The following is a 20,831-nucleotide window of genomic DNA, read 5'->3' as shown; positions in this document are numbered from 1 at the left end:
TGCGGCAACTGCCGCCTCGGTTGCCGCACTTTCCTCGAAACTGCGGCCGCATGCGGATGCTCGCTCATGCCATGGCTCCCACGGGGGTGATGTCGCGGCGGCGTATGTCGGAGACGATCACGCCGTCGACCAGGCGGATCGTGCGGTGGGCGTGGGCGGCGACCTCGTCCTCGTGCGTGATCAGCACGATGGTGCGGCCCTGCGCGTTCAGCCCGTCGAGGATGCTCAGCACGTCGGAGGTCGAGCGGCTGTCCAGGTTGCCGGTCGGCTCGTCGGCCAGCAGCAGGGCGGGCTGGCTGACCAGCGCGCGGGCGACCGCGACGCGCTGCTGCTGGCCGCCGGAGAGCTGGTTCGGGTCGTGGTCGGCCCGATTGGCCAGACCCACCATGTCCAGCGCGGCCAGCGCCCGCTCGCGGCGCACCGCGGGTTTGATCCCGGCGTACGCCAGCGGCAGCTCGACGTTGGCCAGCGCGCTGGTCCGGGCGATCAGGTTGAACGACTGGAACACGAACCCGATCCTGCGGTTGCGCACCAGTGCGAGCTGCGACTCGTTCAGCTCGCTGACGTCGACCCCGTCCAGCCGGTACGTGCCCGACGTGGGCACGTCGAGGCAGCCGACGATGTTCATCAGCGTGGACTTGCCCGAACCCGAGGAGCCCATGATGGCCACGTAGTCGCCGGGCGCGACGGTCATCGAGACCCCGGCCAGCGCGTGCACCGCCGTCTCGCCCTCGCCGTACGTCTTGACCAGGTCGACGACCTCCAGGACGGGCCGCTGCTCGCGGCCGTACGGGGCGGTCACCGGTTGCCCGGCCGGTTGCCGGTGTTGCCGCCGAACCCGCCGCCGCCGGTGAAGCCGCCACCCGGCCCGCCGCCCGGGAACTGCTGCTGGTTGCCGGTGCCGCTGGTCACGGTGGCCAGCACGACCTGCTCACCGACGCTCACCCCGGAGACGATCACGGTGTACGCGTCGCCCTTGAGCCCGATCTCGACGGACCTGGTCTCCTGCACGCCGTCCTTGACCACGATCACGGTGGTCCGGCCACCTGCCGTACGCACCGCCGCGGCGGGCACGTAGACCGCGTCGGTCACCTCGTCGACCGTCACCGACAGGCTCACCGTCTGCCCGAGCCGGGCACCCTCCGGGATGCTGTCGAGCAGCACCTCGATCGGATACGTGACCGTGTTGCCGCTGGACGCGGTCGGCGAGATCGCCGACACCTTGCCGGTCGCCTTGGCCCCGGTCAGCGCGTTCCAGGTGACCGCCGCGGACTGCCCGACCTTCAGGCGGGTCGCGTCGGCCTCGGCCACACCGGCTGTCACCTGCAGCTTCGTCAGGTCGGCCAGCTGCACGAACCCGGAGCCGCTCGACGACGAGGTCGACGAGGAGTTGTTGCCCCCGCCACCGGACGAGCCGCCCGACGAGCCGCCGACCGCGCCGCTGATCGCCACGACGGTGCCCGCCATCGGGGCCTTGAGCACCGTGCCGTCGACCGAGCGCTGGGCCGCCTCGACGGTGGACTCCGCCTGGTCGACCTGGTTCTCGGCGTTGGCGATGCTGCTGTCGTCGCCGCCGTCCTCCGCGCGGTCCAGCGCGTCGCGGGCCGCGTCGAGGTTGCGTTTCGCGGTGGCCAGGCTCTCCTTGACCTCGGTCGCGTCCACGGTGGCCAGCACCGCGCCCTTGGCGACCTTGGCACCGACCTTCACCTTGATCGCGGTGACGGTGCCGCCGGTGGCGAAGTCGGCCGACATGGTGTTCGCCGACGCGATCGACCCGTCGGCGGTGACCGTCGCGGTCACCGTGCCCTGGGCCGCCGCCACGGTGCGCGTCGTGTTCGCCTGAGCCGGTGCCGCGTCTCCGCTGATCATGAAGTACGCCCAGGTGCCGCCGCCGACCAGCAGCAGCCCGAGAGCGCTGTTGATCAGTGTGGTCCGCCCGAGCGGGATGCCTCGCCGCAATCGCATGGCACGCATCGTCCCGACCCGCCCTCGACGCGACCTCCCACCAACCTCGGAATGAGCTTGGAGCCTGCGAGCTGGGCCGAACCGCACACTCCGCCCGAGGTCGCGGCTGCCGAGGCTTCGCGTCCCCGCCGCAGTACCACGGCCGGGCCAGGGGAGCCGATGCTTCGCGACCCGCCGCAGGATCACGGCCGGGCCAGGGGACGGGGCTGTTCAGTCGTACAGCGGCAGCAGGACACGGAACGTCGAGCCGACGCCGGGTGAGGTGGCCAGTTCGATGCGACCGCCGTGGGCCTTCACGATCGCCGAGGCGATGGCCAGGCCGAGGCCCGCTCCGCCGTGGCTGCGGGCGCGGTGCGGGTCGGCGCGGTAGAGGCGTTCGAAGATGCGGGCCGCGTGCTCGGGCGGCACGCCCGGCCCGGTGTCCTCGACCTCGATCACGGCGACCGGCAGATCCGGGTCCAGCTCCGCGCCGACGGCGGCGACCACCGGGCCGACGACCCGGGCCAGCGGCAGCTCGAACATCTCCTCAGCGGGATCGCCCCCGCGGTGGCTCACCCGCAGCGTGACCCGGGTGTCCGGCAGGGTGTGCTGGAGCGCGTTGGCCACCAGGTTCGTCACCACCTGGCGCAGCCGGTGCTCGTCGCCCTGCACCGTGACCGGCTCGAACCCGGCCAGTTCCACGGTCCGGCCCGGGGTGCGCACGTGCGCGTCGCGGACCGTGTCGGCGGCGACGGACAGCAGGTCCACCCGGGACGGCTGCAGCGGGCGCTCCTCGTCCAGCGCGGCCAGCAGCAGCAGGTCCTCGACCAGCAGGCCCATCCGGGCCGCCTCCTGCTCGATGCGGGACATGGTCTCGTCGAGCTCCGGGCCGGGCGGCGCGCCGCCGCGACGGTACAGCTCGGCGAAGCCACGGATGGAGGTCAGCGGGGTGCGCAGCTCGTGCGACGCGTCTGCGAGGAACTGCCGCAGCCGCTGCTCGGACGCGGCCCGCGCGGTCACCGCCGCCTCGATGCGCGACAGCATGGTGTTCAGCGCCAGGCCGAGGCGGCCCGGTTCGGTGTGCGGGTCGGGGCTGGGCACCCGGGCGGTGAGATCACCACCGGCGATCTGCGCTGCGGCGTGCTCCATGTTGGTCAGCGGCCGCAGCCCGATCCGGACGACGCTGTACGCCGCGAAGCCGAGCCCCAGCAGCACCAGCGCCCCGACGCCCAGCCCCAGCAGCAGCACCAGGTTCGCGGTGTTCTCGACCCGGTCCATCGAGATGGCCGAGACGCGATAGCGGCCGTCCTGCGACCGGCTCACGGTGACCCGGAAGTCCTGACCGGAGGCGGCAGTCGCGGTGAACAGTCTCGTCGGCGGCTCCCGACCCGTCGCCTGCGCGTTCGCCTCGATCTGCGCCAGCGTGAGCTGTGGCCCTTCCGTCGGCGTGATGCCGCTGCTCAGGTAGCAGATCTCCCGGCCCTGCGCGGTGTAATAGATCACGATCGTGTCGCCCTGCCCCGGCGGCAGGCCGCCGAAGCCTGCCGTGTTCTGCCGGCCTTCGCAGGGCGGCTGGTTCGCCGCGGCCGACGGGCCGGTCGGCGCGGTGGCAGTCGGGCTCGGCTGGGCCGTGGCCGTGCGATCCGGTAGCGCGGTGGCCGACGGGCTCGGCTGCGTGCCGGTGCCGGGTTGCGCCGGCGCGGTGGCCGACGGACCGGACCGGCCGGAGCCCGACCCGGGGCGGCTCGCGTCCGGCTGTGGCCGGTTGCCGAAGCCGCCGGGCCACGGGCCGCCGCCGCCGAAGCGGTTGAGCTGGCGCACGTCCTCGTCGAGCTGCTGCGCGAGGAAGTGGCGCAGCGTCGTGGCGGCGACGAAGTCGGTGATCAGCAGGGCCACTCCGGCCAGGGCCACCACCGCGACCACCATCCGGGTACGCAGGGTCCACCGCCGCCACGGTGGGCGGATCATTCCTGGCCACCTCGGGGCAGGCGCAGCGCGTACCCGACGCCGCGGACCGTGTGGATCAGCGGCGGGTCCCACTTGTCGACCTTCTTGCGCAGGTAGTAGACGTACGACTCGACGATGCGGCCGTCGCCGCCGAAGTCGTAGCTCCACACCCGGTCCAGGATCTGCGCCTTGGAGACCACCCGGCCCGCGTTGACGAGCAGGTAGCGCAGCAGGTTGAACTCGGTCGGGGACAGGTCGACGAGCTTGCCGCCCCGGCGCACCTCGTGCGCGTCCTCGTGCAGCTCCAGGTCGGCGTAGCGGAGCACCCCGCTGTCGGCGTGCTCGCCGCCGGGGCGGCTGCGCCGCAGGATCGCCCGGATGCGCAGCACGACCTCCTCCAGGCTGAACGGCTTGGTGACGTAGTCGTCCGCGCCGACGGTCAGCCCGGAGATGCGGTCCTCGACGGAGTGCCGGGCGGTCAGGAACAGCACCGGGACCAGGGCGTTGTCCGGGCCCCGGCCGTCGGCCCGCAGCTGCCGGGCGACCTCGAAGCCGTCCAGGTCGGGCAGCATCACGTCGAGCACGACCAGGTCGGGCTGGAACTCCTCGGCCGCGATGAGCGCGTCCCGGCCGCTGTTCGCGACCCGTACGTCGAACTCCACCAGCCGCAGCGTCGCCGACAGCAGCGCGCAGATGTTGGCCTCGTCATCGACGACGAGCACCTTGGTCCGTGTCCGCTCCTGCTGCGTCACTGCCGGCTCCCTGCCACCTCGGTCCTGCCTGTGAACTGGTTGTATCCGCCCCACCTCGGAGAACCCTGGGAGCCCACTCGGAACCCCGTGAACGCCACCCTCACATGGTCGCGCGGATCGGGGGCTCAGGAGCGGGCGTTGAGGCGCACCTGCTCGTTCTCGGTGAGGCCGGACAGGATCTCCACGTCGCCGTCGCCGCGCAGGCCGATGCCGATCGTGCGGGCGGAGCCGTCCGGCAGTTTCACCTCGCCGGTGCCGTCGCCCGTGACCCGGACGGCGGACTGCGGCAGCAGCAGGCCCTCGGCGCGGGCGAGCACGACCCCGGCGGTGGCGCTCTGGCCGATGAGCAGGCCCTCGGGTGCGCCGTCGAAGGCGAGCAGCACGTGGTAGCGGACCAGGGTGCCGGACGCGGTGCCGGTGGCGGCGACCTGGGCGATGGTGGCGGGCAGCGTCTCGTCGGGACGGTTGGCCAGGGTGACCGTGGCGGGCTGGCCGACGGCCAGGCTCACCGCGTCGGCCTCGGCGAACTCGGCCTCGACCATCATCGTGGCGACGACGCCGAGCGTGATGAAGGTCCCGGTGCCCGCCGCGTCCCCGGCCCGGCCGCCGACGCTGAGCACCTTGGCGGCCACGGGGGCCGTGATCGTCGTACCGGTGAGGTTGCGTTCGGCCTTGGCCAGGTCGGCATCGGCCTTGTTCACGGCGACCTGCGCGGTGTAGATCGCGTCCCCGCCGCGCCCGCCGGCGGCACCGCCGCCGTTGGCCGAGCCTCCGTTCGAGGATCCGCCGGAGGTGCAGCCGCCGGGGCGGGTGCTCGGCGAGGGGGTCCGCGACGGTGCCGCTGAGGGCTTGGGCGACGCGGACGGTTTGCCCGGGGCCGACGGGGACGGCGTCGCCGATGGGCTGCTGGCGGGCGACGGCGTGGTGGCGGCCGTGGCGGTGGCGCTGACCGAGCTGGTGGCGGTCGCGCTGCGAGCTGCGGCCGAGCTGGTGGCGGTGGCGGTGACCGAGTTCGCTGCGGTCGCGGGGCGAGCCGCGGTCGAGCTGGTGGCGGTGGCGGTGACAGCCGGCGTGGTGGCCAGGTCCGGGTTGGCGGGGTGGGTGAGCAGGGCGACCGTGACGGCAGTGACGGTGCCGTCGCCGGTCGTGCCCGATGCCGCGCCGAGGGCGGTGGTGCAGCTCGGGGAGGTGTCGGCCGTGTCGGCGGCGTCCTGGGCGTCGGCCAGGGCCTGCCGGGCCTCGGACAGCGCGTTGGCCGCGTCGTCGCGGGCCTCCCGCGCGTCGGCGTCGTCGATCGTGGCCAGGTCCTGCCCGACGGCCACCTCGTCACCGGGCTTGACCAGCACCGCGGTGAGCGTGCCAGCGACGGAGAAGGCCAGCTCGCGGGTGGCGACCGGGGACACCTTGCCGGACGCGGCCACCGACGAGGTGACCTCGCCCCGCTGCACCGCGACCGTCGCCGGGGCGGCCGGGGCCGGGTCGGCGCCCTGCCATGCGACCACCGTCACCACCGCGACGGCGATGAGCACCGCCGCGCCCGCGGCCACCCATCGGCGTCGTCTTCCGCGCACCACGAACGTCATGGCCGGGAGTCTCGCGGCCGCCGCTCGGTGATCGCTCCAGCCAACCTCGGAGCCACCTCAAAGCCGCCACTCCCAGCCCATTCTGAGGTCCGGTCGAGCGGGCCCCGAGCCGCGGCGCGCAGGCTCGCGCAGGTGAAGACGCCGATGAGTCACCCCCGCGCCGCCCTCACCGCCGCCGTCGCGATCGCCGTGCTCGGCCTCGCCGCGGCCTGCGGTTCCGGCGACGACGCCGCCGACCAGCCCACCCCCGGGCAGACCAACGGGTTCACCGCGTACGCCGCGTGCCTGAAGGAGCAGGGGATCACCCTGCCGGACAACTTCGGGCAGGGTGGAGGCAACCGGCCGTCGGGTGCGCCGACGGCCCGGCCGTCGAACTTCCCGACCGCCCGGCCGACCGTGAGACCCAGTGGGCAGCCCGGTGGTTTCGGCGGCCCCGGTGGGGGTATCCGGGCACCGGACGGCGTGAGCGCCGAGCAGTGGCAGCAGGCACAGCAGGCTTGCGCGGCGGTGCGCCCCAGCGGTGGACCCGGTGGAGGCTTCGGTGGCAACCGGGGCGACAACGGGGCCAACGCGGCGTACCGCAACTGCCTCGCCGAACGCGGTGTGGAGTTCACACCCGGTCGGCAGCTCGCGACCGCCGATCCGAAGGTGGCGGCGGCGATGACGGCCTGTGCCGTGCTTCGCCCCACCACCGCGCCGAGCCCGGCGGCGAGCTGACCGCATCTCCCAGCTCGCCGGGCTGGTAGACCGGAGTCGGTCTCGGCGGTGCTGTCCCCCCGTGCAGCACCGCCGGACCGGCTCCCCATAGACGGAAGGCCCGGACCCCTAGGTGTCCGGGCCTTCCCCATGTGCCGGTTCAGCTGGGCGGACGCCAGGTCACGCCGTGCATGAGCTGGTCCGCGCCGAGCCACACGGCGTTCATGAGCCGGGTCGCCGTACGCCCGGGGTCTTCGTCGGGGTGGTCGGCGAGCCAGTCCGCCAGCGACTCGCTCGCGCCGACCAGCGTCAGCGCCATCGCGGTCAGGTCGTCGGGTTTGACCTGGCGGCCTTCGAGGCGCAGCGCGGCATCGAGGCGATCGGTGATCACCTCGACGACCGTCTCCCGCATCGCGGCGACCACCACGGAGAACGGCTGCTGGGTGCGGGCCTGCCGGTAGAGCACCGACCAGCCGTCGCGGTGCGCGCCGACGAACTCGAAGAAACCTTTGAACCCCTGCCACAGTTGCCGGTCCGGGGGCAGGGTGGGGTCGGCCGCCGAGGTCAGGCCGCTGACCAGGCGCGCGGACTCGCGGCGCAGGCAGGCGATGAAGAGTTCTTCTTTCGTGCCGAGATACGCGTACACCATCGGCTTGGACACGCCGGACAGCTCGGCGATCTCGTCCATGTTGGCGTGATGGAATCCCCGGCGGGAGAACACCAGCACCGCGGCGTCGAGCATCTGCTGCTCGCGCTCCGCTCGCGGCACCCGGCCGCGCGGGGTGTCCCCGGCGCGCGGGGTGACCGGCGCGTCGTCACCTGGAGGGAGTGGGTTGCTCTGCACCTTGCCAGCCTACCTACTCCCTCGTAAGGTTACGCACAAGTAAGTTCCAATGGTTATGGAGGACATCGTGGCCGACCTGTCTGACTTCAGCAACCTCGACCCGGCTGGGTTCGCGGCGCTGGTCAAGAACGCTTCCGACGCGCAGCTGAACGAGCTCCTGGGCGGCGAGCAACGGACCAGGATCCTGGACGAGATCTTCGGCCGCATGCCCGGCCTGTTCCGCCCGGACCGCGCGGGCAACACCGAAGCGGTGATCCACTGGATCATCACCGGTGCGCCCGACGGCGGCTCGGACACGTACGAGCTGGTCATCGCCAACGGCACCTGTGTCCTGTCGGAGAAGCCGGCCAACGAGCCCAAGCTCGCGGTGACCGTGGGCCCGGCCGACTTCCTCAAGGTCGTCTCCGGCAACGGCAACCCCGTCATGATGTTCATGACCGGCAAGCTCAAGGCCAAGGGCGACCTGGCGCTCGCGGCCAACATCGCCAACCTCTTCAACATCCCCAAGGCCTGACCTTTCATGGAGTTCTCGCTCGATCTGAACGAGGAGCAGCGGGATCTGCGGGACTGGGTGCACGGCTTCGCCGAGCAGGTCGTGCGCCCGGCCGCCGCGGAGTGGGACGAGCGGGAGGAGACTCCCTGGCCCGTCATCGCCGAGGCCGCCAAGATCGGCCTCTACGACTTCGAGTTCCTGGCCAACCTCTGGGCCGACCCGAGCGGCCTGTCCATGTGCATCGCCAGCGAGGAGCTGTTCTGGGGTGACGCGGGCATCGGCCTCGCCATCATGGGCACCTCGCTCGCCGTCGCCGGGATCTTCGGCTCCGGCACCCCCGAGCAGATGGCCGAGTGGGTCCCGCAGTGCTTCGGCACCAAGGAGGACCCGAAGGTCGCCGCGTTCTGCTCGACCGAGCCCGAGGCCGGCTCCGACGTGGGCGCGATGCGCACCCGCGCGGTGTACGACCAGGCCACCGACGAGTGGGTGCTGAGCGGGCAGAAGGCGTACGCCACCAACGGCGGCATCGCCGGCGTGCACGTGGTGACCGCCGTCGTCGACCCGGAACTGGGCTCGCGCGGGCAGGCGGCCTTCATCGTGCCGCCCGGCAGCAAGGGCCTGCACACTGCCCGCAAGCTGCGCAAGCTCGGCATCCGCGCCTCGCACACGGCCGACGTGTTCCTGGACGAGGTCCGGGTTCCCGGCAACTGCGTGCTCGGCGGCAAGGACAAGCTCGACGAGCGGCTGGCGCGGGCCCGGTCCGGGCAGCGCTCGTCCGGGCAGGCCTCGATGCGCACGTTCGAGCTGTCCCGGCCCGCGGTCGGCGCGCAGGCGCTCGGCATCGCGCGGGCGGCGTACGAGTACGCGCTGGAGTACGCCAAGACGCGGGTGCAGTTCGGCAAGCCGATCGTGGAGAACCAGGCGATCGCGTTCGCGCTGGCAGACATGCGCCTGGAGATCGACGCCGCGCGCCTGCTGGTGTACCGGGCGGCCTGGATGGGCCGCAACAACCGGCCCTTCACCGCGGGCGAGGGCTCGATGTCCAAACTCAAGGCCGGCGAGGTAGCAGTCTCCGTAACCGAAAAAGCCGTCCAAATCCTCGGCGGTGCCGGCTACCTCCGCGAACACCCCGTAGAGCGCTGGTACCGCGACGCCAAGATCTACACCATCTTCGAAGGCACCAGCGAAATCCAGCGCCTGGTGATAGCCCGCGCCATAACCGGCGCCTCCCTCCGGTAACGGCGGACGGCCCCGGCCTCCGGGGGGCCGAACAGAAGCCGGAAGACATAGACGGCGGTCCGTATCACACGGGCCGCCGTCTTCTTTTTCTAGTTACCGGTCAGTAATATGCGGGTAACCCTGGCGATCGAACGAGAGGCTTCACCGTCGTGGACCTGCTCTTCATTGTCCGTACCCTGGCCCGCCGCGGGCTGCTCAGTCCCGGCAACCCGACCCGCGTCGCCGACCAGCTCAACACCCTGCGCCGGTGGGGTTTCACGCTCGCCGGAGAGCTGCGCGCCGCCGAGGCGCGCGACCCGCACCGCACCGCCGTCGTCGACGAGCAGCGTGGGGCGATCACCTACCGCCAGCTCCTGCACCGCGCCCAACGGCTGGCCGTCGCGCTCGGCGGCACCCGGGGTGTCGCGCCCGGCGTACGGGTCGGGCTGATGTGCCGCAACCACGTCGGCCTGATCGAGGCCATGGTCGCCTGCTCGCTGCTCGGCGCGGACGCCGTGCTGGTCAACACCGCGCTGTCCGCACCGCAGCTCACCGCCGTCGCCGAGCAGCAGCAACTGCGCCTGCTCCTGCACGACCGCGAGTTCGCGCCGATCGCCGCCGCCGCGCCGTGCGAGCGGCTCGACGAGTCCCGGATCGACGCGCTGATCACCGAGACCCCGCCGCAGGGCCGCTGGTCCGACGTCAGCCGCGCGGGCCGCACCATCGTGCTCACCTCCGGCACCACCGGCGCGCCCAAGGGCGCGCGGCGGCCCACCCCACCGGGCTTCGGCCCGCTGGTCTCCATCATCGACCGCATCCCGCTGAAGGTCGGCGAGCGCATCCTGATCTCCGCACCCCTGTTCCACACCTGGGGGTACGCCGCGCTGCAACTGTCCCTGGCCATGCGCGCCACCGTGGTGCTCCAGCGCCGCTTCGACCCCGTCGCCACCGCGCACGCCGTCGACGTGCACGGCTGCACCGCCCTGTTCGCCGTGCCGGTGATGCTGCAACGGCTGGTCGAGGCCGGTGCGGTGCCCGCGACGCCGCCGCGGATCGTGGCCGTCAGCGGCTCGGCCCTGCCCGGCGGCCTGGCCGCCCGGTTCATGGACACCTGGGGCGACAGCCTCTACAACCTGTACGGCTCCACCGAGGCGTCCTGGGCGTCCATCGCCACCCCCGCCGACCTGCGCCTGGACCCCGGCACCGCGGGCCGCCCGCCGCACGGCACCCGGATCGCGATCCTCGACCCGACCGGCCTGCCCGTGCCGCGCGGCCGGATCGGCGAGATCCACGTCGGCAACGAGATGCTGTTCGAGGGATACACCCGGGGTCCCGGGGTTCCGCCGCCGCCCGGTGACCGCCCCGACGGCATGCTGGCCACCGGCGACCTGGGCCACCTGGACGCCGAGGGCCTGCTGTACGTCGACGGTCGGGCCGACGACATGGTCGTCTCCGGCGGCGAGAACGTCTTCCCGCGACCCGTCGAGGAACTGCTCACCCAGCTACCGCAGGTGCGCGAGGCGGCCGTGATCGGTGTCCCCGACCCCGAGTACGGCCAGCGCCTGGCCGCCTACCTGGTCCTGCACCCCGGCCAGCACCTCGACTCGACCGAGGTCCGCGAGTACGTCCGCCACTACCTGGCCCGCTTCAGCGTCCCGCGCGACGTGCACTTCGTCCCCGAGCTGCCGCGCACCGCCACCGGCAAGGTCATCCCCCGCCTGCTGCGCATGATGTGAAGGAAGGGCACCTGCCCAACGCTCCGCGTCGCAGCAGGTGCCCTTCCCCACGTCTTCGCAGTGTCAGCGCCAGGGGGAGACGACGCGGCCCTCCTCGGCCGCCAGCGCGATGTCGGTGCGGTACTGGCCGCCCGGCAGGTCCACGTGCGACAGCAGCTCGTACGCCGCCGCGCGGGCCGCGTGCAGGTCGTGCCCCGTCGCCGTCGCGCACAGCACCCGGCCGCCCGCCGAGCGCAGCACCCCGTCGGCGTCGCGCCTGGTGCCCGCGTGGATCAGCCCGTCCGCGCCCGTGATCTCGTCACCGGTGCGCGCGCTCGCCGGATACCCGGCGCTGGCCAGCACCACGGTCACCGAGAAGGCGTCCTTCCACTGCAGCTCGGGGTGGCCCGCCAGCTCGCCGGTGGCCGCCGCGTACAGCAGGCCGCCCAGCGGGGTGTCGAGCAGGGCCAGCACGGACTGCGTCTCCGGGTCGCCGAAGCGCGCGTTGAACTCGATCACCTTCGGGCCGCCCACGGTGATCGCCAGACCGATGTAGAGCAGGCCGGAGAACGGCGTGCCCGCTTCGCGCATCTGCTGCAGCGTCGGGTGCGCCACGGTCGCCATCACGTGCTCGACCAGGTTCGGCGGGGTCCACGGCAGCGGCGCGTACGCGCCCATGCCGCCGGTGTTCGGGCCCTCGTCGCCGTCGAAGATGCGCTTGAAGTCCTGCGCGGGCAGCAGCGGCACCGCGGACACCCCGTCGGTCACCACGAACAGCGACACCTCGGGCCCGTCGAGGTACTCCTCGATCACGACCCGCCCGCACTCGGCGGCGTGCGCCAGCGCGGCAGCCCGGTCGTCGGTGACGACGACACCCTTACCCGCCGCCAGCCCGTCGTTCTTCACCACGTACGGCGCACCGAACGTGTCCAACGCCCGCGCCGCCTCCGCAGGGGTGGAGCAGGTGAAGGCACGCGCCGTCGGCACCTTCGCGGCGGTCATGACCTGCTTGGCGAAGTCCTTCGACCCCTCCAGGCGAGCGGCGCTGCCGGACGGGCCGAAACACGGGATGCCCTTGGCCCGCACCGCGTCGGCCACCCCGGCGACCAGCGGCGCCTCCGGCCCGACGACGACCAGGTCTGCTTCGACCTCCACCGCGAGCCCCGCCACCGCGTCGGGCGACAGGATGTCCACATCCCGCTGCTCCGTCGCCGCTTCCGCGATCCCCGGGCTGCCCGGGGCAGCGATGACAGCCGTCACCGCCGGGTCCCGCATGAGGCCGAGCACCAGGGCGTGTTCCCGCCCGCCACCACCGATCACCAGTACCCGCACACCCTCAGCCTACCGTCCGGGTTGATCATGAAAATGTGGCACGGCCCCGTGCTCGGGCCGTGCCACATTTCAGGATCGATCCGGTCAGCCGGCGACGGCGGCCAGCATGTCGTGGCGGACGACGTTCTCTTCCCGCCCCGGCCCCACGCCGATCATGGAGATGCGGGTGCCGCAGAGCTCTTCGAGGCGTTCGATGTAGCGCTGGGCGTTGTGCGGGAGTTCGGCGAAGTCGCGGGCCTTGGAGATGTCCTCGAACCAGCCGGGAAGGTACTCGTAGACGGGCTTCGCGTGGTGGAAGGCGGTCTGCGTCATCGGCATCTCGTCGAAGTGCTCACCGTCGACCTCGTAGCCTACGCAGACAGGGACCTGGTCCAGGCCGGACAGGATGTCGAGCTTGGTGACGACGAGGTCGGTGATGCCGTTGACGCGGACGGCGTAGCGGGCGATCACGGCGTCGAACCAGCCGCAGCGGCGCGGGCGGCCGGTGGTCGTGCCGTACTCACCGCCGGTCTTGCGCAGGTGCTCGCCCATGTCGTCGTGCAACTCGGTCGGGAACGGGCCCGCGCCGACGCGTGTGGTGTACGCCTTGATGACGCCGATCACGGAACTGATCCGGGTCGGGGCGATGCCCGCGCCGACGCACGCGCCGCCCGCGGTCGGGTTCGACGAGGTGACGAACGGGTACGTGCCGTGGTCGAGGTCGAGCAGGGTGGCCTGCGCGCCCTCCATGAACACGGTCTTGCCCTCTTCGAGCGCCTTGTTCAGGATCAGGCGGGTGTCGGCGATGAACGGCTTGAGCCGCTCCGCGTAGGTGAGGTACTCCTCGACCACCGCGTCGACGTCGAAGCCCTTGCGGTTGTAGACCTTGAACAGGATCTGGTTCTTCTCCCGCAGCACCAGCTCCAGCTTCTGCCGGAGGATGCCCGGGTCGAGCAGGTCCTGCACCCGGATGCCCATGCGGGCGACCTTGTCGCCGTAGGCGGGGCCGATGCCGCGGCCCGTGGTGCCGATGCGGGCGGTGCCCAGGTAACGCTCGACGACCCGGTCCAGTGCCCGGTGGTGGGGCATGACCAGGTGCGCGTCGGCGGAGATCAGCAGGCGGGACACGTCCACGCCGCGCTCGGCGAGACCGTCGATCTCGGCCAGCAGCACCTTCGGATCGATCACGACACCGTTGCCGAGGACGATCTCCGCGTTGGGGTGCAGCGCGCCGCTCGGCATCAGGTGGAGGGCGAACTTCTGGCCGTCCGGAGTGACCACGGTATGGCCGGCGTTGTTGCCCCCGGAGAAGCGGACGACGTAGTCCACTCGTGATCCGAGCAGGTCGGTAACCTTGCCTTTGCCCTCGTCGCCCCACTGGGCACCGAGAAGCACGATCGCTGGCATCTTTCCTTCGCCTCCTAGGCGAGCCGCGGGCCGCCCACGGCTGTGGTGACCCCGGGGTGCCAGGCTAACAGCTTGATCGGGCGCGCATGCCCGGGCAAGGCCGGAACCCCGAGAGGACGACCACCGTGTATGACGTGGTGCTGCTGAGCATGGCTGAGCCGGATGGCGGCTGCTGTGGCTCCGACAGCTGCGGCGACGGTCACAGCGACGCGCCGCGGCCCCGTGTGCCGGTGCTGCACTGCGCGGACGCGCTGCGGGCCGCCGGGGCCCGGGTCGAGACCGTGGTGGCCTGCGCCGACAGCGAGATCGACCAGGTGCTCGCGCGGCTCGACGGCCCGCCCCGCGAGGACGGCCTGACCTGGCCGGATGCGGACGGCAAGACCCGCCTGGTGATCGCGGTCACCGACGACGGCCAGCTGCGCCACGTGCTGCGCCGGCTGGTACGCCGGTATGCCCCGGCTCCGTCGAAGCGCCCCGCCGAGCTGCCTGCGGGGCGTACCGTGCCGGATCTGCCCGCCCTGGCGGTGCTGCCGATCGACGCGGCCGCGACGGACCTCGCCGCGCAGCTGGGGCTGCCCCGGGAACCGGCCGCGGTGGCCGCGGCGGTGCTCGGCGACCGGGCCCGGCGGCTGGACCTGCTGCGCCACGACGGCGGCTCGGTGACCCTCGACGGGGTGCTGCTGGCCGGGTCGACCGAGGGCGGCCAGCCCGTGCAGTGGGCGGGCCGGGTGGAGGTCGACGACGCGGTGCTGACCGACGGCGCGGAGCCGCTGCTCGCGGTCGCGGTCGCCAACGGCTCCGGGGCCACCCTGCTGGACGGGCTGCCCCTGCTCACGAACGCCGACCCGGCCGACGGCGTGATCGATGTCGCGGTGGCGGTGCCGGTGCGGCACAAGCCCCTGTTCGGTACGCCCCGGCTGCGGATCGAGGTGCGCCGGGCACGCGGCCGGGCCGTGTCGGTGACCCCCCGCGATGCCGAGGTTCCGTTCGCCGACGACGGGGTATCGGGCGAGCTGACCCGCAAGCGCTCCTGGTGGGTGGAGCCCTCAGCGTGGGCCGTCTATACCGGCTGACGGGACCTCCTGCGGGGTGTGCGCACTGACTAGGCTGCAGGGGCAGACGGCACTGGGGAGTGATGCGCGATGACGGAGTGGGAGTGGCCGCCGGACGAGATCAGCGGCCCCGCTGAGGACAGCAAGCCGATCGTGCGTGGCCAGGGTGCCCGCGCGTCGGCCGCGGTGCCGCGCCCGGCCGACCCGACGTCGGGCCCGCCCATGGCGGGGGTGCCGATGGCCGTGCCCGCCCCGCAGGCGGGCATCCCGATCCCTGCACCGCAGCCGGTGGCCGGGCCCGCCGACCCGACCCGGACCATGCAGGTGCCACTGCCGCCCCTGCCGCAGCGCGAGCGCCCCGCGGTGCCGCTGCCGCCGACCGCGGTGCCGGTGCAGCCGCACAGCGCCCCGATCCCGCTGCCCCCGCAGCAGGCGGCCCCGCCGCTGCCCCCACCGCCGGTCCCGGCCCCGCCGACGGCGCAGGCATCGCCGCAGTCCGGCCCGCCCGTGCCCGCGCCGCCGACCGACACCCGCGTGCCGACGCCGACCCCGGCCGCCGAGGCCCGCGCCGCAGCCCCCGTCGAGGCCCGCGCGACCGTGCCGGTCCCGCCCGCCACCACGCCGTTCCCGCCCGCCGAGGCGCGGGCGGCGGTGCCGTTCCCGCCCGTTGAGGCCCGCGCGGCGGTGCCACTGCCGCCCCGTGAGCCGGGTGCGGACACGCCGGGTGTGGACTCCGGGGCCCGGCCCGCGTCCGCTGCGGTGCCGCCGCGTCCGCCCGTCACGGCGGTGCCTCCGCCGCAGACCGCGCCGGGCGTATGGCCCGTGTCGGCGCAGCCCGGTCCGCACATCCCGCCGCTGCCCACCACGCCCGCTCCCACGCCGCCGCAGTTCGGCGGCCCGCAGCAGCCCGGCCCCGGTGGTGGTGAGGTCTACCTGCCGACGGCCGAGGAGTTCGCGCGGCGGCGGGCGACCCGGCCCGCCGATCCGGTGGCGCACATGGGCATCCAGGCGGCGCTGCGCAAGTCCACGTTCGGCCTGCTCAACCTGAGCCCGGGACAGCGCGAGCAGGAGATCCGCCGCGCGACCGACCTGGTCCGGCGCAACTTCGGCGGGCTGCGGCAGATCACCGTGGTCAACCCGAAGGGCGGCGCGGGCAAGACCGTGGCCGTGCTGCTGCTGGCGATGACCTTCGGCCGCAAGCGCGGCGGGTACGTGCTGGCCTGGGACAACAACGAGACCCAGGGCACCCTGGGCATGCGTTCCCAGCAGGACTTCCACTCGCGTACGGTGCGCGACCTGATGCGTGACCTGCACCAGTTCCAGGGTTCGCAGAGCCGGGTCGGCGACCTGTCGCAGTACGTGCGCTCGCAGGGCGACGGCATGTTCGAAGTGCTCGCCTCAGACGAGTCCGCGACGGCGGGCGAGATGCTCACCGCGCACGCCTTCGCCGAGATCCGCGAGGTGGTCAGCCGCTTCTACAAGCTGATCATGGTGGACACCGGCAACAACGTACGGGCCGAGAACTGGCAGGCCGCCATCGACGCGACCGACCAGCTCGTGGTCACCATGTCGGCCCGCAACGACTCGGCGGAGACCGCCGCCCGGATGCTCGACCACCTGGAACAGACCGGCCGCAGCCGCCTGGTCCGGCAGGCCGTCACCATCGTCTCGCTCCCGCCGAGCCGCCGCGAGCTCGACATCCCCGCCATCGAACGGCACTTCGCCGCGCGCACCCGCGCCGTGCTCATCGCGCCGTACGAACGCATGCTCGACTCCGGTGAGCCGATCGACTACGGACGGCTCACCGAGGAGTCCCAGGACGCCTGGCTGCGGATCGCCGCGTCCGTCGCGGAAGGGCTGTAGCCAGCCGGGGGCGGGCCGACCGGCCCGCCCCCGGTCACGTACTACGAGTTCAGGGCGTCGAACGCGGCCGGGTCGCAGTCGCGCAGGAACTGGGCGCAGCGCGCCGCCTCGTCGGCCTCGCCGATCTCCGCGGCGGCCACCGACAGCGCGTGCAGGCAGCGCAGGAAGCCCTGGTTCGGCTCGTGCTTCCACGGGACGGGGCCGTGGCCCTTCCACCCCGCGCGGCGCAGCTGGTCCAGGCCACGGTGGTATCCGGTGCGGGCGAACGCGTACGCCGGAACGGGCTGCCCCGCGGTGAGCGCGAGCTGCGCCAGCGCCGCCCACGCGGCGCTGTACGTCGGGTAGGCCGCGGCGACGGAGGTCGGGTCCTCGGCGGCGGCCAGCGCGGCGGCGGCCGCCTCGTCGTCGGTCAGCAGCGTGGCAGGAGGTTCGGGCATCAGGTTCTGCATACGGACATTCAACCCGGTGGGGCTGCCGATGTCCCCGCGCTGCGCTGAGGGTTTCGTCACGGGCATACTCGCCTGATGTCTGCTGCTACCCCGCTGGAGATCGAGTCCCTGGAAGAGCTGGCCGAACGGCTGGCCGAGAAGAGCCTGGCCGGGCTCACCGTGCAGGGGCTGACGATCGCCGCCGACCTCTCCCGGGTCAAGGTGAAGGACGCGGTCTTCATCGGCTGCACGTTCCCGAGCCTGGCCGCCGAGGCGGCGCTGGTGCGCCGGGGCGCGCACGTGGTGCCGGTGGCCGACTGGGTTCCGTACCCGACGCACCCGTCGCGCCTGTACACCGCCGCCGACCTGACCGCCGGCTTCGCCGAGGGCGGCTTCGCGGGCATGTACGACAGCGTGGTGTACCGGCACTTCGTCGCCGAGGGCGGCCCGAACGCCGGGGTCCGGGAGGCGCTGGCGCAGCGGCTGCACGACCACGGCATCGACAACGCCCTGCACGACGCCCTGGCCGCGATCTCGCCCCGGCGGCGCATCGGCATCATGGGCGGCCACGCGGAAGCCCGCGGCAGCAGCGCGTACCGGATGGCGGCGGCGATCGGGCGCGGGCTGGCCGACCGGGGGCGGCTGGTGATCACCGGTGGCGGACCCGGTGTGATGGAGGCCGCGAATCTGGGCTCCTACCTGGCGTCCTACCCCGTGGCAGTGCTGGACGAGGCGATCGGGCGGCTGGCCGCGGAGCCGGACTTCCACGCGCACGACCCGTACACCACGGTCGCCCTGCACCTGCTGGCCGAGTTCCCGACCGCGAACCTGTGGGCGGGCGGCCTGTCCGTGCCGACCTGGCTCTACGGCCACGAACCGGCGAACGTGTTCGCGGGGCAGATCGCGAAGTACTTCTCGAACGCGATCCGCGAGGACGTGATCCTGAAGGCGGCGCGGGGCGGCATCGTGTTCGCGCCGGGGCGGGCGGGCACCGTGCAGGAGGTCTTCCAGGCCGCGACCAAGACCTACTACGCGACCGACGGCGAGAGCGGCCCGTTCGTCTTCCTGGGCCGTGACTTCTGGACCGAGACCCTGCCGGTGACCGAGCTGCTGCGCACCCTGCTCGGCGGCGCGGCCCTGTCCGGCCTGGTCCACGTCACCGACGACGTCGACGAGGCCCTGGCCATCCTCTGCCCCTGACCAGCCCCGCCGCTACGCGACCGGACCGAGCCTATGCATCCCAGCCGCTACGCGACCGGACAGAGCTAATGCATCCGGCCGCTACGCGACCGGGATGCGGCGCCAGAAGCCGACGGGGAGGTTGACCTCGGGTTCGCCGGTGAGGCCGTTCTCGTCCATGGCGTTGAACAGGGCGATGCGCAGGTCGCCGAAGAAGAACTCCAGCGCGTGCAGCACGTGCGGGCGCCAGGCGGTGGGGCTGATCCGTTCGATGATGTTGACGCGGGTCAGCGGGCGGCCGCGCGCGGCGAGGATGGCGGGGTGGGTGTCGGCCCACCAGTCCAGGCGCAGGCCGGGCCAGTCGAGCTGGGCCTGCAGGTCGATGGTGTCCCAGCTGACCGCGCACTCGTCGAACTTGCGGTGCGTGATCTCCAGATTGGCGTCGGGGAAGCCGAACACCACGGGGCCACCGGTGAACCAGGCCTCGGAGTCGAGGTCCCACACCAGCCACGAGCCGACCAGCGGCTGTCCGATGATCCGGGCGAAGCGGTTGCGGGTCGCCGCAGCCAGCGCACCGGCGTCGTGGTGCCAGACCGGGTCGTACCCGTCGATGCCCAGCACGTGCGGACCTCCTGCCCTGAGACGCGGATTCGGACGATCGTACCGATTCCCGTCGGCTTAGGCGGGGACGCGGGACGACACGCGCGCAACAAACACGCCGTGATCGCGAAATGCGGTCACGATCTGAGGTCTAACCGCAGATCATGACCGCATTCAGCGATCTTGCCAACAATCCGCGGACCGAGCGGCCCGCGTGGCGGATTTACTTGAGGCGCGTGCCGGTGGAGCGGAGGTCCTGGCAGGCCTGGGCGACACGGGCGGCCATACCGGCCTCGGCGGCCTTGCCCCACGCGCGCGGGTCGTACTGCTTCTTGTTGCCGACCTCGCCGTCGACCTTCAGCACGCCCTCGTAGTTGCGCAGCATGTGGTCGGCCACCGGGCGGGTGAACGCGTACTGGGTGTCGGTGTCGACGTTCATCTTGACCACGCCGAAGTCGAGCGAGTCGCGGATCTCCGACAGCAGCGAGCCCGAACCACCGTGGAAGACCAGGTCGAACGGCTTGTCCTTGCCGTACTTCGCGCCGACCTGCTCCTGGATCTCCTTGAGGATCTCCGGGCGGAGCTTGACGTTGCCCGGCTTGTAGACGCCGTGCACGTTGCCGAAGGTCAGGGCGGTCATGTAGCGGCCCTTCTCGCCCAGGCCCAGCGCGGCGGCCGTGGCCAGCGCGTCGCCGACGGTCGAGTACAGCTTCTCGTCGATCGCGCCGACGACACCGTCCTCCTCGCCGCCCACGACGCCGACCTCGATCTCGAGGACGATCTTCGCGGCGTGGGTGAGGGCCAGCAGCTCCTCGGCGATCTGCAGGTTCTCGTCCAGCGGCACGGCCGAGCCGTCCCACATGTGCGACTGGAACAGCGGCTCCTCGCCCCGCGCGACGCGCTCGGCGGAGATCGCCAGCAGCGGGCGGACGAAACCGTCCAGCTTGTTCTTCGGGCAGTGGTCGGTGTGCAGCGCGACGTTCACCGAGTACTTCTTGGCGACCTCGTGCGCGAACGCCGCGAAGGCGACCGAACCGCTGACCATGTCCTTGATGGTCGGACCGGACAGGTACTCGGCGCCGCCGGTCGAGACCTGGATGATCCCGTCGCTCTCGGCCTCCGCGAAGCCCTGCAGCGCGGCATGCAGCGTCTGCGAGGAGGAGACGTTGATCGCGGGGTAGGCGAACGCGCCGGCCTTGGCGCGGTCGAGCATCTCGGCGTAGACCTCAGGGGATGCGATAGGCATCTGTGAACGCTCCTAGCGTGCGTGCAGTGACGCGGATGGCCGCGGCGGTGCGCGTCGCCGCGCCCGATGGCTGCGGGAAGACCGCGATGTCCTCGTTACAGGAGTATTGCCTACGTCACTTGACCTGGAAAATCGGCCCCTCCCGCACGCTCAGCCCTCGTCGCCGTCCGGCACCAGCAGGCTGAGTGCCCAGCTCACGATGCCCATGACGATGGCGCCCCAGAACGCGGGCCAGAACCCGTCGATCTCGAACGGCAGCTTGAACACGGTCGCCAGCCAGTCCACGAGCAGGAACAGGCCCGCGTTGACGAACAGCGCGAACAGCCCCAGCGTCAGCACGTAGAAGACGCAGCCGAGCAGATGTATGACGGGCTTCAGGATCGCGTTGACCAGGCCGAAGATCAGCGCGACCACGATGAGGGTCAGGATGCTGCGGGTGGTGGTGGCCGCGGTGATCTCGATGCCCGAGACGACCAGTGTGGTGACCCAGAGCGCTACCGCGTTGATCACCCAGCGGATCAGAAAGCCCATACGGCCATCTTCTACGCCGAAA

Annotated in this window: 19 protein-coding genes; 7 read left to right on the top strand and 12 right to left on the bottom strand. The window is 72.4% G+C overall.

What is annotated here, in order from left to right; all coding sequences use genetic code 11:
* Nucleotides 1–64: 64 nt before the first annotated feature.
* From HAV40_RS13460 to HAV40_RS13440, 5 genes are all read right to left on the bottom strand, one after another.
* The gene (locus HAV40_RS13460) at nt 65–802 is read right to left on the bottom strand and encodes an ABC transporter ATP-binding protein (protein ID WP_166381302.1); all 738 of its coding nucleotides are present in this window, start codon (nt 800–802) and stop codon (nt 65–67) included.
* Nucleotides 799–1,965: an efflux RND transporter periplasmic adaptor subunit gene (locus tag HAV40_RS13455; RefSeq protein ID WP_166381301.1), complete on the bottom strand. Its 1,167-nt coding sequence runs from the start codon at nt 1,963–1,965 to the stop codon at nt 799–801. The genes HAV40_RS13460 and HAV40_RS13455 overlap by 4 nt, the downstream gene beginning before the upstream one ends.
* A gap of 210 nt (nt 1,966–2,175) precedes the next feature.
* Nucleotides 2,176–3,912, bottom strand: a complete 1,737-nt coding sequence (locus HAV40_RS13450) for a sensor histidine kinase (RefSeq protein ID WP_239086060.1) — start codon at nt 3,910–3,912, stop codon at nt 2,176–2,178.
* Nucleotides 3,909–4,643, bottom strand: a complete 735-nt coding sequence (locus HAV40_RS13445; protein WP_166381300.1) for a response regulator transcription factor — start codon at nt 4,641–4,643, stop codon at nt 3,909–3,911. The genes HAV40_RS13450 and HAV40_RS13445 overlap by 4 nt, the downstream gene beginning before the upstream one ends.
* Before the next feature lie 125 nt (nt 4,644–4,768).
* On the bottom strand, nt 4,769–6,226 hold the full coding sequence (locus HAV40_RS13440) for an HlyD family efflux transporter periplasmic adaptor subunit (protein WP_166381299.1): 1,458 nt from the start codon (nt 6,224–6,226) through the stop codon (nt 4,769–4,771).
* Between the two features lie 144 nt (nt 6,227–6,370).
* Between HAV40_RS13440 and HAV40_RS13435 the strand changes: the two genes are divergently transcribed.
* Nucleotides 6,371–6,943 (top strand): hypothetical protein, encoded by a 573-nt coding sequence (locus HAV40_RS13435; protein ID WP_166381298.1) that lies wholly within the window; start codon nt 6,371–6,373, stop codon nt 6,941–6,943.
* 139 nt (nt 6,944–7,082) lie between these two features.
* On the opposite strand, the gene HAV40_RS13430 is transcribed toward HAV40_RS13435, so the two are convergent.
* The gene (locus HAV40_RS13430; RefSeq protein WP_166381486.1) at nt 7,083–7,664 is read right to left on the bottom strand and encodes a TetR/AcrR family transcriptional regulator; all 582 of its coding nucleotides are present in this window, start codon (nt 7,662–7,664) and stop codon (nt 7,083–7,085) included.
* A 169-nt stretch (nt 7,665–7,833) separates the two neighbouring features.
* On the opposite strand from HAV40_RS13430, the gene HAV40_RS13425 reads away from it, so the two are divergent.
* The 3 genes from HAV40_RS13425 to HAV40_RS13415 all read left to right on the top strand — a co-directional run bounded on the left by HAV40_RS13425 (nt 7,834) and on the right by HAV40_RS13415 (nt 11,213).
* Nucleotides 7,834–8,280, top strand: coding sequence for an SCP2 sterol-binding domain-containing protein (locus HAV40_RS13425; RefSeq protein WP_409364953.1), 447 nt, complete (start codon nt 7,834–7,836; stop codon nt 8,278–8,280).
* A 6-nt stretch (nt 8,281–8,286) separates the two neighbouring features.
* Entirely contained in the window at nt 8,287–9,498 is a 1,212-nt protein-coding gene (locus HAV40_RS13420; protein ID WP_166381296.1) for an acyl-CoA dehydrogenase family protein, read from the top strand.
* Nucleotides 9,499–9,647: 149 nt separating this feature from the next.
* Nucleotides 9,648–11,213 carry an AMP-binding protein gene (locus HAV40_RS13415; RefSeq protein ID WP_166381295.1) on the top strand — a complete coding sequence of 522 codons (1,566 nt, stop codon included), beginning with the start codon at nt 9,648–9,650 and terminating at the stop codon, nt 11,211–11,213.
* A 63-nt stretch (nt 11,214–11,276) separates the two neighbouring features.
* On the opposite strand, the gene purD is transcribed toward HAV40_RS13415, so the two are convergent.
* Both purD and HAV40_RS13405 read right to left on the bottom strand, forming a co-directional pair.
* The gene (gene purD, locus HAV40_RS13410) at nt 11,277–12,524 is read right to left on the bottom strand and encodes a phosphoribosylamine--glycine ligase (RefSeq protein ID WP_166381294.1); all 1,248 of its coding nucleotides are present in this window, start codon (nt 12,522–12,524) and stop codon (nt 11,277–11,279) included.
* Nucleotides 12,525–12,608: 84 nt separating this feature from the next.
* Complete coding sequence (locus HAV40_RS13405) at nt 12,609–13,910, bottom strand: adenylosuccinate synthase (protein ID WP_166381293.1); 1,302 nt, start codon at nt 13,908–13,910, stop codon at nt 12,609–12,611.
* 125 nt (nt 13,911–14,035) lie between these two features.
* Between HAV40_RS13405 and HAV40_RS13400 the strand changes: the two genes are divergently transcribed.
* Together HAV40_RS13400 and HAV40_RS38415 are read left to right on the top strand one after the other, a co-directional pair.
* On the top strand, nt 14,036–14,983 hold the full coding sequence (locus HAV40_RS13400) for a diacylglycerol kinase family protein (protein WP_166381292.1): 948 nt from the start codon (nt 14,036–14,038) through the stop codon (nt 14,981–14,983).
* 69 nt (nt 14,984–15,052) lie between these two features.
* Nucleotides 15,053–16,825: a MinD/ParA family ATP-binding protein gene (locus tag HAV40_RS38415; RefSeq protein ID WP_239086062.1), complete on the top strand. Its 1,773-nt coding sequence runs from the start codon at nt 15,053–15,055 to the stop codon at nt 16,823–16,825.
* Nucleotides 16,826–16,866: 41 nt separating this feature from the next.
* Here the strand turns inward: HAV40_RS38415 and HAV40_RS13390 are convergent, their stop codons facing one another.
* Nucleotides 16,867–17,274 (bottom strand): DUF3151 domain-containing protein, encoded by a 408-nt coding sequence (locus HAV40_RS13390; protein ID WP_166381291.1) that lies wholly within the window; start codon nt 17,272–17,274, stop codon nt 16,867–16,869.
* A gap of 75 nt (nt 17,275–17,349) precedes the next feature.
* On the opposite strand from HAV40_RS13390, the gene HAV40_RS13385 reads away from it, so the two are divergent.
* On the top strand, nt 17,350–18,453 hold the full coding sequence (locus tag HAV40_RS13385) for an LOG family protein (protein WP_166381290.1): 1,104 nt from the start codon (nt 17,350–17,352) through the stop codon (nt 18,451–18,453).
* Nucleotides 18,454–18,534: 81 nt separating this feature from the next.
* On the opposite strand, the gene HAV40_RS13380 is transcribed toward HAV40_RS13385, so the two are convergent.
* From HAV40_RS13380 to HAV40_RS13370, 3 genes are all read right to left on the bottom strand, one after another.
* The gene (locus HAV40_RS13380) at nt 18,535–19,053 is read right to left on the bottom strand and encodes a hypothetical protein (protein WP_166381289.1); all 519 of its coding nucleotides are present in this window, start codon (nt 19,051–19,053) and stop codon (nt 18,535–18,537) included.
* A gap of 202 nt (nt 19,054–19,255) precedes the next feature.
* Nucleotides 19,256–20,278 carry a class II fructose-bisphosphate aldolase gene (gene fbaA / locus HAV40_RS13375; protein WP_166381288.1) on the bottom strand — a complete coding sequence of 341 codons (1,023 nt, stop codon included), beginning with the start codon at nt 20,276–20,278 and terminating at the stop codon, nt 19,256–19,258.
* Between the two features lie 150 nt (nt 20,279–20,428).
* Nucleotides 20,429–20,809: a phage holin family protein gene (locus tag HAV40_RS13370; RefSeq protein WP_166381287.1), complete on the bottom strand. Its 381-nt coding sequence runs from the start codon at nt 20,807–20,809 to the stop codon at nt 20,429–20,431.
* Nucleotides 20,810–20,831 lie beyond the last annotated feature (22 nt).

Origin of the sequence: Catellatospora methionotrophica (assembly GCF_011297335.1) — a bacterium.
GTDB classification, from domain to species: Bacteria; Actinomycetota; Actinomycetes; order Mycobacteriales; family Micromonosporaceae; genus Catellatospora; species Catellatospora methionotrophica.
This window is presented reverse-complemented; position numbering and strand designations above follow the sequence as displayed.